General features: G+C 53.7%; 9 protein-coding genes and 1 pseudogene. 4 read left to right on the top strand and 6 right to left on the bottom strand.

Features of this window, described 5'->3' with window-relative positions; all coding sequences use genetic code 11:
* Nucleotides 1–46: 46 nt before the first annotated feature.
* Together AC2FJV_RS12465 and AC2FJV_RS12460 are read right to left on the bottom strand one after the other, a co-directional pair.
* Nucleotides 47–1,285 carry an ABC transporter substrate-binding protein gene (locus AC2FJV_RS12465; protein ID WP_496709696.1) on the bottom strand — a complete coding sequence of 413 codons (1,239 nt, stop codon included), beginning with the start codon at nt 1,283–1,285 and terminating at the stop codon, nt 47–49.
* Nucleotides 1,286–1,408: 123 nt separating this feature from the next.
* Entirely contained in the window at nt 1,409–2,068 is a 660-nt protein-coding gene (locus AC2FJV_RS12460; protein ID WP_496713845.1) for an ester cyclase, read from the bottom strand.
* Between the two features lie 688 nt (nt 2,069–2,756).
* On the opposite strand from AC2FJV_RS12460, the gene AC2FJV_RS12455 reads away from it, so the two are divergent.
* Nucleotides 2,757–3,068, top strand: coding sequence for a hypothetical protein (locus AC2FJV_RS12455; RefSeq protein WP_496713844.1), 312 nt, complete (start codon nt 2,757–2,759; stop codon nt 3,066–3,068).
* A gap of 258 nt (nt 3,069–3,326) precedes the next feature.
* Here the strand turns inward: AC2FJV_RS12455 and AC2FJV_RS12450 are convergent, their stop codons facing one another.
* Nucleotides 3,327–5,423, bottom strand: coding sequence for a tetratricopeptide repeat-containing sulfotransferase family protein (locus AC2FJV_RS12450; RefSeq protein ID WP_496713843.1), 2,097 nt, complete (start codon nt 5,421–5,423; stop codon nt 3,327–3,329).
* A gap of 346 nt (nt 5,424–5,769) precedes the next feature.
* On the opposite strand from AC2FJV_RS12450, the gene AC2FJV_RS12445 reads away from it, so the two are divergent.
* The gene (locus tag AC2FJV_RS12445) at nt 5,770–8,532 is read left to right on the top strand and encodes an autotransporter family protein (RefSeq protein WP_496713842.1); all 2,763 of its coding nucleotides are present in this window, start codon (nt 5,770–5,772) and stop codon (nt 8,530–8,532) included.
* A 311-nt stretch (nt 8,533–8,843) separates the two neighbouring features.
* Here the strand turns inward: AC2FJV_RS12445 and AC2FJV_RS12440 are convergent.
* Both AC2FJV_RS12440 and AC2FJV_RS12435 read right to left on the bottom strand, forming a co-directional pair.
* A pseudogene (locus AC2FJV_RS12440) lies at nt 8,844–9,014 on the bottom strand (tyrosine-type recombinase/integrase); the annotation flags it as partial.
* A 641-nt stretch (nt 9,015–9,655) separates the two neighbouring features.
* Entirely contained in the window at nt 9,656–10,045 is a 390-nt protein-coding gene (locus AC2FJV_RS12435; protein WP_299355936.1) for a nuclear transport factor 2 family protein, read from the bottom strand.
* 96 nt (nt 10,046–10,141) lie between these two features.
* Here AC2FJV_RS12435 and AC2FJV_RS12430 point away from each other — a divergent pair, with 96 nt between their 5' ends.
* Nucleotides 10,142–11,371, top strand: coding sequence for an alpha/beta hydrolase (locus AC2FJV_RS12430; protein WP_496713841.1), 1,230 nt, complete (start codon nt 10,142–10,144; stop codon nt 11,369–11,371).
* 198 nt (nt 11,372–11,569) lie between these two features.
* Nucleotides 11,570–12,202 carry a tyrosine-type recombinase/integrase gene (locus AC2FJV_RS12425; protein WP_281974001.1) on the top strand — a complete coding sequence of 211 codons (633 nt, stop codon included), beginning with the start codon at nt 11,570–11,572 and terminating at the stop codon, nt 12,200–12,202.
* A 172-nt stretch (nt 12,203–12,374) separates the two neighbouring features.
* Here the strand turns inward: AC2FJV_RS12425 and AC2FJV_RS12420 are convergent, their stop codons facing one another.
* On the bottom strand, nt 12,375–13,025 hold the full coding sequence (locus tag AC2FJV_RS12420) for a class I SAM-dependent methyltransferase (protein ID WP_496704115.1): 651 nt from the start codon (nt 13,023–13,025) through the stop codon (nt 12,375–12,377).
* Nucleotides 13,026–13,030 lie beyond the last annotated feature (5 nt).

Below are 13,030 nucleotides of genomic sequence, written 5' to 3'. Positions count from 1 at the left end.
AAAGTTGTGCGCGGCGCAGAAAGAGCGCCGCGCACCATTTGAGTGTTTACTTGAGGAACCCTTGTTCCTTTGCAGCAGCGGTATAAGCCGCCTCGATGTCAGCTAGGGTTTGTTCAGCGCTTTCGTTGCCCTGCAGAAAGTCTGGCACCTCTTGGAAAAATGCCGAATGCAGAAGCCCCATGTAGGGCAGCATCGGATAAGGCTCGGCACCGGCACCTGCGACGGCCGCGACGCCCTCAGCAGCGACGCCAGGTTTGTAGCTTTCCATCAACCAAACGGCCTTGTCGTTATTAGCCATGACCATGTCATCAGAGATGCCATTGACCATCGCAATGAAAGTAGCTTCGGCATCTTCACCGCTGATATTCGCGGCGATGGTGAAACCGTCCCACCAGAGCGATGACGCTGGCGTCGAACCGCCCGCAACAGTCATCGCACCGGCAGGCATCGTCGCCGCAACGATTTCAGGTGTAGAACCCTCGTCGTCGAGCAGACCACCCACCGACGATCCCCAGATGACAGCCATTGCTAACTCGCCCGATTCCCAAAGCGGCACGACTGCGCCAGTATTGTAGGTCAGGAAGTCAGGGTTGGAATATTCCATCAGCGATTTCAGCATGTTCAGCGTCGCGACGCCTGCTTCGTTGTTGATGGACACCTCAGCCGTGCCGGGTTTGAAAAATTCGCCGCCGTGACCGAGATACATGTTCACGACCTCTTCGCCGAGGTTCCAATCCGATTTGGTCAACATTGCGAAAGGGTATTCCATGATGCCAGCCGCGCGGATGGCTTCGGCAACATCAAGCACCTCTTCGTAGGATGTCGGCACCCCTTTGCCGACCTGGTCAAGAATGTCCTGGCGCACGATCAGATGCTGTGCATTGGCCATGAAGGCAATCGCCATGATCTTACCATCGACACGAATTAGCTGGTTTGGTTGCAAATTCTGACCGTGCTTGGCGACGAGATCATCCAGCGGGCGTATCAGCCCATCATTCAACAAAGGAACGATGGACGAGTTCGCTACGATTTTAGTCGTATACTCAGCCGGATTGGCCGTGAGCGCTGCAACCTGTATTTCATTGTGCTTGGTTGAGTGGTTTTTCGAGAATTCCGCCCCCTCTCCGACGCACGCTTCGGCGTTATCGACAACCGCATGCAGCGCTGGAAAGTCGTTGGCAAGGATTCTGACGCTTCCGCTGGTAACCGGACAATCAGCGAACGCAGCCCCGACCGTCATTCCAAGCGCAGTTGAAGTAACTGCCAGACGAGTGATGATAGACATGTTTTTCTCCCTGGGTTCGACCTCGTTGGGTCAGCTTAGAAGCAGATACGAGCAGTTTGGTCGCTCGACATCGCATACGTATGCGATGTCGACTATACTCGATTCTCTTAAAATATCAAAACCTCAATCCAATCCGGTCAGCAGGCGTTGTCGCGCAATAAGATCGACACCTAATTGTTCAAGAAAGTGCAGATGATCAATGAAGTTCCAATTTTCAGCGATTTTATCACCCTCCCGCCGATAGAGGTCGACAACGCGCATCGTCGCCTTCTTCTCGGACTTCGGGGCAAGCCCGATATATCCCCCAAGCGAGGTCACATCAAATGTGGGCCAACCGAAGAATCCACCATAGTGGCCTTCTGCGAACTCCGTTCGGTGACCGAAAAAGTCGCCCCACTTCAAGCCTTCTTCGAAGGGAGCGCAATGCTGCTCAAGATAGCGTTCCTGGGTGTAGGGTGCACCGATGCCGCCTGGCCCCCACCAGATCATGTCTTCCTTCCAATCCAACGACAGATCCGTGTTTGTTGTGTGAACATCTTCCGCCAGCAAACGGTCGATCATCCTGAGAAACAGCTTCAAAGTCTTTTCGCCTTCGCTCGAAGGTTGGCTGTTGAAAAGCAGGCCGTCATGCGTGCGCGGCCCGGGCGTCACCATCGTCGCGGCGGTCGACGGCGGAAGTGCTTCGGCCCGCACCTGCGCCATCAGATTCAGCACATCCAGGAACATCGTTGTTTCGGTTATCTTGCCGTCCACGACCAGGCTGAATTCTGCGTATCTGAGCATTGTTGACTGTCGGGTCGGACGCATTCCGAGAAACGGCTGATCGAACAGACCAAGAAGGTGCCCCATAGAAGCAACCCAAACGCCAGGTTCATCGCTCAGGTGATTGTAGCCTGCAAAAAATATGTCCGGTCTGCGTTGAAGGGGAGAAAACGAACTTCGCAATGGGCCCCAAAAATTCTTGTCGGCATCTTCGGCGCCGACGTATTCCCGGAACGGTGCAGTGAACTGAAAACTGCAATTCGCGCTGGTTTCGACCGAAAGCCCTTCAGCAAGCGCAAACTTCGGTGCAGTGTCTATGTGCCGCTGATGCGACAAGACTGTCTTCTTGGCTGCGTCTAATGCGCTCTCACGTCGATCCATTGGTGCCCTTTTCTCTACAAATTACCGCTTTCACTCTATCCCAAAAGAACACCCTGAAAATGGTATCAACACCAACCTTACCTGAAAGGGACTCCCGTCAGCTTTGGTGGACGATAGGGAAGAGCATGCGCCACGACTTCACGCATGATACTAGCTTCTAATTTCCACATTGAACTAGGCTGAGAGAATAACCGCATCAAATTTTCGGATCCCGTTGTGGCGCTTTCCCTGCTTTCGCGATGCTCACTAAGGTGGACCTCGGGTCGCGAATGCCGATCTTCTGCATTGTCCGCGACCTATGAATTGATGATTCCAGATTTGCTGCGATATGTTTAAACGGCCGGTTTTCTCGCCGCGTTGCGACCGTCTAAATTCAGCAACAGCAGAAAAATCCGCGCTGCGTGCGCTCGCAGAAAGAACAGTGAACTCACAGGAAGGGCTCGAGGCAGACGTTCGCAAAATCGCGATGTATGTCCGCTTTGCGGACATTCCCGACTTTGGATTTTCGAAGAACGCTGGCGCAGCATCTATTCGCAAGCGCAGCATAAGTTTCGAGTCACCGCAGCGGGGTTCCCGTTTCCCGCCATTCAATGGTGCGAGAATCGGCGATTTCCAAAATGTCCCTTCGCCGCAGTTTTGAGAGACAACCATTGAGCGGGACTTTGCTGACCTTGATGATTTTGACTCGAATGAATGCTTTTTCTAACCAAGAGAAAAGATGCGGCCAAAAATTTGGTGTTAGAAGCTAGGTTTGCTGGCTCTCCGTCGCTTGTGGCTGGATGAACAAAGTTCGATTGCTTGCACTCAATTTCATGTGCGGCTCAAAGGAATTTGCCTCAATAACAGCACGCCTTAGTAGATCCGACACCTTTTAGAACCAATATCCATCCAAAGATCATCAAAACGGAATCTTTGCTTCTCCGATTGTCTCGATAAGCGGTGCTAAGTGAGATTCGTAGTTTCGCCATTTCTCCTTTGACGAGCTGTATAATGGCTGGCGCACTTGATGAACACTTGCAGTGCGGACACGTCGTGCCCCTTTGTAAAACTCGAGACAACGATTATCCCACTCGAGGCCACAATATGCTATCAAGCGTCGCGCTTCGAACTCGATATCATCGATAAGGCTCTCATAGTGAATGGTGTGAAAGCTGCCGGCGGGGAGAACTTCCTGCCAATGCTGCATAACGCGCACATAGGCATTAAAGTATCGACCCAATTCGATCTGGTCGTAGCTGTGGAGCTGACTGCGCTGAAACACTCGGGTGAAGCAGGACAGACACGTATCTAGCGGATTGCGCGCGACATGCACGATCCGCGCATTGGGCATGATCGCATGAATTAGGCCAACCATCAGAAAGTTCGCAGGCATCTTATCAACGATATAAGGTTTACCAGGAGCGTGCGCATCGAGCCGCTGGACATATCGTTGGGCGCGTTTTGAAAGCTCCTGATCCGAGAGAGCCGCAATCAGACTTCCAGTTTTCTTGTTTCCACCGCGCAGTTGATCGGTGAAAAGTTTGTGCAAATAGTTAAGCTCTCCGGCTCCGAATACGTCTGGATGGCTGGCGAGGATCGACTCCGTCAACGTCGTTCCAGACCGCGGCATGCCAACAACAAAAATTGGCTGGCTGCTGTCCACAGAGCTCTGGTGAAGTTTTTCGAGCAGTTCCGGTGTAAAGGCCGTGATCAGGTCGTCTGCCGTTTCCTCGATTTGGTCGGCATCAAAATCGATAATGCTGCGCTTTATTGCAGCCCCTTTTGCAAAATGCTCAAAAGCGCTGTCGTAGCGCTTGAGGTCCTCATAACATTTTCCCAATGCGTAGTGATACGATACCGATTGTTCAGGAAGCATCTTGTCGGCTTCAGGCAACGCAGCCACAAGACCCTGAAAATCAAGGTTGTCTTCGGTAACTTTATCCAACTTAACCAACGCGATCTGCGCATTCAAACGCGCCTTGTCCCTTTCTGCGGCCTTGTTGAACCAGCTGCGGGCAGCGTCAAAATTGCCCTGCTCCATCTCCAGATGGCCCAATGCGATCATTGTGGCCGAGAATTCCGGTTTTAGCTCAAGGGTCTTCTCGTAGTTGGCAAAACCGGCCTCGAGGTCGCCAAGGTGCGATTTGCAAACGGCTATATAGTGGTATGCAGGCGCGTGGCCGGGGTCTATGTGCTGCGCTTTTTCTGCCTCGACAAGGGCAAGTTCATGCAGGTTTTTCTCGATCAGGACCTGCGCAAGCCCGACATAAGCTTCGGGCTTTTTTTCATCTAGCGAAATCGCATTTCGAAAACAGCGTTCGGCTTCGTCCCATTCGCTCTGCAAAACGTGTAACCGTCCCCGATTGCGGTGCAACTCTGCGGAAATATGCCCCTTGCCAAGACAGTCATCTGCAAAATCTCTGGCTTCTTCTAGCTCCTCAGCTTCTATCATTACAGAAATGAGATTGTTGACACTCTCGAGATAGTCCGGGCGCAAATCTAGCACCCTACGATAGAACGAGATTGCCCCTTCCCTGTCCTCGTTGTCGCGCGCGATTGATCCAAGATTATTCAGCGCAGCAATCAGATCTGGATTAAGGGCCAGCGCTCTCTTCTGAGATGCCTCGGCTTCGGATAAATCACCTATATCGTAATAGGCAAGCCCAAGGTTTGAATGCCCATTTGCAACCCCCGGAGCAAGCTGGACTGCACGTTTGCCAACCCTGATCGCTTCTTCAGGTTTTCCGTTCGTGCGTAACACCTCGGTGAAGTTCGACAGGAACCCAGCATTGTCCGGCTGTAATCGGATCGCTTCGCGCATAGCATTTTCAGCTGGCCCGCTTTGACCGGTTTGAAACGCAATTACGCCAAGCAGTTGATGCGCTGGCGCGTATTCGGGCGCAGCCTTGAGCACTTGGTTCAGAACATTGACAGCTTTATTCAAATGCCCTGTATCGTAGGCCTGAACTCCTTGGTTGTAGGCCTCACCGATGGATAATGTCTGGTTTTTAGGCATTCAAGTAGCTCCGGGCTGGCGCATGACGACAGCCTGATCTCAAGCGCCGTCAAGTCGCCACATTGTGTTGCAGTTTTCCTACGAATTTCCAACAGCAATAGGTCATCCTGTGCAATGGAAAATTGGTAGATTGCATACATGTTAACGATTTATTAACGGTTCGTAAGCGGAGCCGATTGCAAAAACGCGACGAGTTTCGAGAAAAAAACAAGATAATCTAACGGGATAGTAAATGTCTAATAATGGGTCGAGGGCGAACGCCCCCAAGCTCCGTGGGGGGCGTATTTTCAAGTGGAAAGGCCAAATTGTCAGCGCGGCTCCAGCTGCGTTGCTGGCGCAAGTATCAATGGTTGCCCTGATGGCCGGGGACGTACATGCGGATACGATCTCGAATGTGGTGACGACACCTCAGGTTTTCTCGACCGATGCGGATCACAAAGTAACGGCAAGCGGCGCGATCGAGATAACTTCTTCCACCGCTGCAGCTTTGACGATCACGACAGATTATTCGAGCACATTTACGAATAACGGCTCGATTTCGGTCACGGCAACGGATACCGATACTGCGACGGCACTTTTGCTGGACGGAAATTTGCAGCAATCCGGTGCTTTGATGAACAATGGCACCATTTCTGTAGATGTCACCGGGTCTGATCCTCAGGATATCTATGGCTTGCTGGTGAACGGTGACGCCGACGGGGTAATCCAAAACACCGGAACGATTGATGTCGACGTGTTGTCCACGGATGGCGATATCGAGGCCTGGGGTATCTACGTTGACGGTGACGTTTCTGAAACAGGTAAGATCGTCAACACCGGGACGATCAAGGTTGATGGGCTGATCACCGACGGAAGCACCGCATCAATCTACGGTATTGCGGTCGACCGCGACGTCGCGGGTGTGATCAGAAACAGCGGCACGATTGATGTCCGCGCCAGATCATTCGCCGATGATTATGCCTATGCCTGGGGCATTTACGTGCAAAGTGACCTGGAAGAAACCGGTCAGATCGTGAACTCGGGAACAATCAAATCGGTTGCCATATCGACCAGTGACAGTACCGCGTCTGCCTATGGGATCGAAGTCAATGGCAATGCGCACGGTGTGATCCGCAATACCGGCACATTGGAAGTATTGGCCTCTGCCCCTTCGACCTATGAGGCGATTGCCTATGGAATTTTGGTCGATCGTGACCTGTCCGGTCAGATCGATAACAGCGGTTCTATCGAGGTAACCGCAATCGGTGTTGAATCCGACGCTTCTGCTTTCGGCATTTACGTCGATGATGACGTATTGTCCGGCGCGTCCGTACATAACAGCGGTACAATTGAGGCCTTTGCCAGCGCGGATACCGATGACGTTGCATATGCGGGCGGGCTTTACCTTGAGGACCTTGTTGACGGGATCGTGGTAAACTCGGGCACGATTACGGCCACGGCTTTGTCTCTCAACACCGCGGACGAGGCGACCGCGACGGGCATTTATGCCGGGGATGACGTTTCCGGTACAATTCGCAACTCGGGCACTATGACGCTTTTCGCAGAAGCTGCCGAAGATTCTGCAGAAGCCTCGGGGATTTACCTGACCGATAACCTAAGCGGCTCTCTGGCAAACACGGGCGAGATTACAGCGACTGCGATTTCGCATGACACCTCTGCCGAGGCCTATGGGATTTATGTTGATGAAATCGTAACCGGTGACATCAAGAACACCGGAAGCATCACCGTCACCGCCAACGGTGCGCAAGAGAATGGTGGGCCACCGCCAAGCGCATCTGAGGCATTCGGCGTGTACGCCGGCGACATGCAGGGAACGTTCTCGAACACGGGCCCGATTACCGTGCACGCGACCGGCAGTTCCGGCACCCGTGCAGCCGGTATTCAGTTCGACAATTTCGACGGAACGATTCATGATCTGGGGACCATCAGGGTTTCGGGGAATGATGAGGTCTACGCCGTCTATCTAGGAACCGGCACGGGGACGCTGAATGTCGATACAATGGACGACGTTGAGGGTCTGATCCGCGTTCAGGACCATGACGTGAACCTAGAAGCCAAAGGCGGCAGTGGCGTGTTTGCGTTCGAAGATGCCGCGCCGGGTACGGGTACCTTCAAGACCACCGTGTCTGACGGGCAATCCGCTTGGTTCGTGCAGGACAAGGGCGGCGCTGCCCCGATCTATTCTGTGGTCGACGGCAATGACATTGCACCATCGGGCGATGTCGCGGCCTTCTTCGGCAGCATTGTCGGCGGCAGTGGCAATGCGCTTAGCTATGGTCAGGGACCGCAGGTCGCGCAGGGCGCAACCTTCGCTGGTTTCCGGCCCTTCGCAATGATCGACGCCCAGTATCGAGAGTTCGAGTCCGGCTCGAACGATGACACGGACGTGACGATGTTCAGCGGAAGCGCCGGGTATACGGGGCAGATGGATAACGGAGTGTCTCTGGCTGTTGCCATGGGTGTGTTCGCGTCGGATGGTGACAACAGCACCACCGACTTTGACACAAATGGCTTCTATCTTGATGCCGCAGTGGGTCGCCAGTTTGGTGCCTACACGCTGGATGCCGGATTTGGCATTGGTTGGCTCACGACTGATCGTAGCCGGTCGATCTCGGGCAGCTCTGACGCTAAGGCCGATTATAACAGCAGGCTGTTGACCGCGAACATCGGGGTCGAGCGTGCATTCGACCTCAGTGACGATTTCGGTTTGCTTGGTTTTGCCAGCGCCCGTTACACCAACCAAAAGGATGACGGCTATACCGAGACGGGGTCATCTGCGAATGCCACCGTCGGCGATATCACCACCGAAGTTGTCGAGGCCCGTTTGGGGGTTGAGGCATCAAAGGACCTTGAAAACGGCGGTGTTCTCAGCGGTCAGCTTGGCGGCGTGTTGCGGCGCGACCTAGGCAGTTCCGAGGGCGACGTAACCGTCTTCTCTCAGACCGAGTCTCTGGCCTTTGCGTCAACCGACTTTACCGGCGCCAGTGTCGTGGTCGGATACGAGCAAGATCTCATTCAGGACATGCGGCTTGAACTGACGGCGGAACAGGAAATCGGCAGCGACGCTCAGGGGCCATTCCTGCGCGCCGGACTTCGCTGGTCATTCTAGATCTAAAGAGCACTGCGGCACCGAGAGCGGTGCCGCAGAAATCGGCTCCAAGCTGAACTATGTCGGGCTATTTGGTGTATAGTGTTGACCCTTTCACAAGTCTATTTGAGCTTCTCAAGTAGTCGACAATTATCCGAACATTATTGCGGTTGCCTGAAACCTATTATGCAACTGTTTCTTGAGCTTGTGTAAGCCGTCATTCGTTCGATGTGCAGTATCCGTCAAAATGGGCTCTCATTCCTCTTTCGTCGCCGGGAGGTCATAGGTCCGTTCTGAATCAGCGAACGGCAGGTGCCGCCCGCCGACATAGTTCAGATGTCGATCCGCTCTGCAATACTCAGCGCATCTTCCAGTTCAACCCCAAGGTATCGCACTGTGCTATCGACTTTCGTGTGTCCGAGCAAAAGCTGCACGGCGCGGAGGTTGCCGGTCTTTCGATAAATCTCGGCTGCCTTGGTCCGGCGCAGCGAATGGGTCCCGTAAACACCGTCAGCCCCGTCTTCGTCAAAGAAACGATGGAGATGATGGGTATGGATTCAAGCACGGGCTTATCGGCGGCAGACACTGCAAAGGCCTACGTTGCTGCCATCGAAGGCAATATGAACGGCGAAACGTTGGATGCGCCTGATTACGTATAACGCTATGAGCTAAGAAAACTTGCTTGGAATACAAACCTGCCGTTCGGACCGCGAGGCCGAATGGCAGATTTGTCCGCTCCTGGTGAATTCGGCGTCTGATCCTCGCTGCGGTCAACATGAATGACCGGTCCTTCCGCTACGCGGTGGCACCGAAATTCACGTGCATGCTGCATTTCTGGTGCTGCGTGCGCACGCAGCGAGAAATTCGAATTTACAGGTTGGACTCACTCCTGCCATTCTCTGCGGAACGCTTCAACTGGTGGTAAGAGCCCTGACCGGCCTTTGCCCAGATTTCACGCATTTTCTAAAGCGGCATGATAATCCGGCCCATACCAGACATTTATCGTGTCAGACTACGCCGCAGTGCAGCTTCACCGAACCGGCCATTCGCTGCGCCCACGAGATTGTAGCGTGACCCGACTTCGGGAGTGCGGACTTAGCGGACCTTTGCGCCAAACTCAGCAATGTCCGCTTTGCCCTTGCCGCTATCCGTTCCCTGCTTGATGAGCATACGCTTCGGCATCAAACCACCCGCGTGAAGACTGAACCTCCAAGTCGCGATTCAAATCCCATTCTTCCCAACCATGGATTTTGAGAGGGTTACCTGTGGCTGCATCATGCCCGGTGAAGGTCCACGAAAAGAGTGCGTGTTTTCCAGAAACGCGCACGTCATCGCATGTGAGCGTCAAGTCCGGCACATCCGTGAAAAAACCATCGGCCATTTCTTGCACTCGATTTCGACCAGACCACGGCTCTCCACAGTTGATCACGATGTCGCCATCCCGCGCGTAAAATGAGGCAACTGCCTCAGCAGATTTCGAGTTCCACGCATTTGTATAACTTTGCGCTAATTGCGCTATTTTTGTGCTGTCCATCTTTGCAACCTCTATATTCACTGTTGTCTCAGGAATGTTGCAAGCCCAGTAGGTTTTTGCTTGAGGAACACATGAAGAAACTCATAGGATTTTCCTGTGATTGATCCATCGGAAAAAAAAGACAGGGTGCGCATTGCGCGAAAGTACAAGTTTGACGACTATGTCCTTGACCCCGACCAGCATAGCCTGATGCGTTCGGGGACCCTGGTTTCGATTGAGCCAAAGGTGTTCGATCTCTTGCTGATTTTGGTGAAGAACGCAGGCGAGTTGATCAGCCGTGACACATTGATCGACCTCGTTTGGCAAGGGCGCATAGTCTCAGATTCTGCTATCAGCGCCTGCGTTGCAGCGGTCCGACGCGCGGTAGGAGACAACGGTGAGTCTCAAGCGATAATCCGAACGGTTGCGCGGCGTGGCTTCTTGTGTTGTGCCGACGTGGAGATTGTTGAAGCCGCAAGTCCCGCGTCACCAAGAGCGCTTTCGCCAAGGCTTCAATTCACAAAAAACCGCGAAGGTAAGTCGCTTGCCTATACCGTGGCGGGCGATGGACCACCGATTATATACACAACATTTGGCGGGACCAGCATTGAGGCTGACTGGAGTTCCCCATTTTTCCGCCCGTTGTTTGACGCAATATGTTCAAAGAACACGCTGGTGCGCTTCGACGAAATTGGCAGTGGTCATTCTGATTTAGATATGAATTCCGCTGGAGTCGAGGCCATCGCACTTGACCTGCTTTGTGTTGCAGATGCCTTGGGGATCGACCAGTTCGGCTTGTTTTGCCAGTCGGGATCAGCGCTATCAGCCGCATATCTGGCCGCACACTATCCGGACCGAGTTGTGTCCATGGTCTTGAATGGTGGCTATGCTGAGGGGCGGAATGTGCGGAAGGATACCACGGGCACCCAAGAAATGTTCGGTATGATTTCCGAAGCTTGGGACAAACCTGAAAGCAGCTTTTTGCTGGCATATTCGTTGCTCTATTTCCCGGAGGGCCCGTTGGATCTGGCCAAGGACATTGTCGAGATAATGCACAAGTCATGCCCGGCGGAAAATATACTCCGTATGCGCGAGTCTCATAACGACGCATCAGTTGTCGAGCTGTTACCAAAGGTACAATGCCCGACGCTGATCGTGCATGCACGTGACGACTCGATCCACCCGCTTTCCCAAGCACGCAAATTGGCGGCGGGCATAGTCGACTCTGAATTGCTTGTTTTGGACTCCGCAAATCACGTTCCTATGCCCAACAGCCTAGATTGGGACGCGTTTTTGGACGCCACGCTCAGTTTTTTGAATGCGAGCACGGATCATTTTGAAAGCTAAATACTGGCTGGGATTCAGGGCCACATCTATCGGTTAGCGCATCGCCACCTCACAAACCCAGGCATTCATCGATACTGCAGCATTAGTAGCTTTGGGCTCAGAGCGGACCTCGGAGGCAGCGCAGCGTGTCGTGATAAAATGCTCCGGTCAACGTCGGGTTGTCGTTTTGGGAGGGCATGGCGGATCGGAGGATCAGTCATGGAAACACCAAACCTACCAGCCATTCGCGCACTTCGCCCTGCCTGGAACAAAGGGCGTATCGTCGGCCAGAAGCGACCACTGAAACCAAAACACGTCTGGGCGATACGGGTTCGACTTGAATTGGCCGAGAACCGCCGCGATCTCGCCCTGTTCAACATGGCGATCGACAGCAAGCTCCGCGGCTGTGATCTGGTGAAGATGAAAGTGGTCGATGTCATGGCTTCAGGCCAAATCAAAGAACGAGCCTCAGTCCTTCAAAGCAAGACGCAAAAACCTGTGCGCTTCGAGATATCCGAAGGAACGCGCGCGTCTGTCGAAAAGTGGATGGAGGACGAACTGATGGTCGGTTCCGAGTACCTTTGGCCCGGGCGCTTTCATGAACGCCTGCACATTTCGACCCGCCAATATGCACGGATCGTCCGAGATTGGGTCACATCGATCGGTCTTGAGGCGAGCGCGTATGGCACCCATTCAATGCGGAGAACTAAAGTCACGCAGATCTACAAGAAGACAGGCAACCTCCGAGCTGTTCAGCTCCTACTCGGTCACACGAAGATGGACAGCACGGTCCGATACCTTGGTGTCGAACTTGAGGATGCATTGGCCATTGCCGAAGCCATTGAAATCTAGACTAAAGGGCCGTTCGAAAGGACGGCCCATTCCTGCCGTTCACCAACCGGTCAAGATGCTGCGATCGCAGCCCGATTGGCCGCCATTCGCTGCGGCCGCCAAATCCAAACCCAATTGAACTCACACTACGCGGACAGAGGCGCCGTTTGATGCTCAGACTTACTTGTCGGCGTTACCCTGCTTTGCAGTCTTTCGCCTTGGGCTTCATCGCAATGCTCCAATGCGTCAAACGCCCTGAGATGTCTTCAGAGCGTGTTTCGAGCCTGGAAAACCCGATTTGGGACAGCATCATTTCAACCTCACAGACTTGCGGGAAACGGTAGACGGTGTTTGGAAACTCGCTCACCGCCCGGCTGTCTTCCGTCGATCGGTAACACAGAACGAACCGCCCGCCTGCTCGTAGCACACGGAACGCTTCGGCAAGGTGCGCCGCTGGGTCCGACCAGAAGTAAATCGTATGCACGGAAAGGGCTTTGCTAAAATGCTGGTCTGGAAATGGCAGTGCGACCGTGTCCGCACATCGCAACGTCAACCGCATGTCCCGGACCGCTTCCAGGTTCCTGGTGCGCGCGCGGCTTAACATGGCTTCGGAAAAGTCCACGCCGGCACTTCCTGAAAGTTGCACCATCGAATCCGCTTCGAACAGCGTTTCGCCATGACCGCAGCCGACATCGATCAGGCTGTCACCGTCCACAAGATCAAGCAGGCGCAGGGCATGTAGGTTTTCGGGGCGCGTTTCTCTGGCCATGATGCGGGCGACGATTGCACCGAGCAGGCCCGTGGGACGGCGGCTCTGGCGGGCGATGAATTCGGGCTTCTTCATGTCAA

The sequence above is a fragment of the Ruegeria sp. CDSA241 genome, from assembly GCF_059611265.1.
Note: the sequence above shows the minus strand (reverse complement) of the source record. Positions and strands in the feature narration are given on the sequence as shown.

Bases quoted from the DNA above. Each gene is read 5' to 3' on its own strand.
- AC2FJV_RS12465 (WP_496709696.1), bottom strand. From the start codon at position 1,285: ATGTCTATCATCACTCGTCTGGCAGTTACTTCAACTGCGCTTGGAATG.
- AC2FJV_RS12460 (WP_496713845.1), bottom strand. From the start codon at position 2,068: ATGCTCAGATACGCAGAATTCAGCCTGGTCGTGGACGGCAAGATAACC.
- AC2FJV_RS12455 (WP_496713844.1), top strand. From the start codon at position 2,757: ATGTTTAAACGGCCGGTTTTCTCGCCGCGTTGCGACCGTCTAAATTCA.
- AC2FJV_RS12450 (WP_496713843.1), bottom strand. From the start codon at position 5,423: ATGCCTAAAAACCAGACATTATCCATCGGTGAGGCCTACAACCAAGGA.
- AC2FJV_RS12445 (WP_496713842.1), top strand. From the start codon at position 5,770: ATGGTTGCCCTGATGGCCGGGGACGTACATGCGGATACGATCTCGAAT.
- AC2FJV_RS12435 (WP_299355936.1), bottom strand. From the start codon at position 10,045: ATGGACAGCACAAAAATAGCGCAATTAGCGCAAAGTTATACAAATGCG.
- AC2FJV_RS12425 (WP_281974001.1), top strand. From the start codon at position 11,570: ATGGAAACACCAAACCTACCAGCCATTCGCGCACTTCGCCCTGCCTGG.
- AC2FJV_RS12420 (WP_496704115.1), bottom strand. From the start codon at position 13,025: ATGAAGAAGCCCGAATTCATCGCCCGCCAGAGCCGCCGTCCCACGGGC.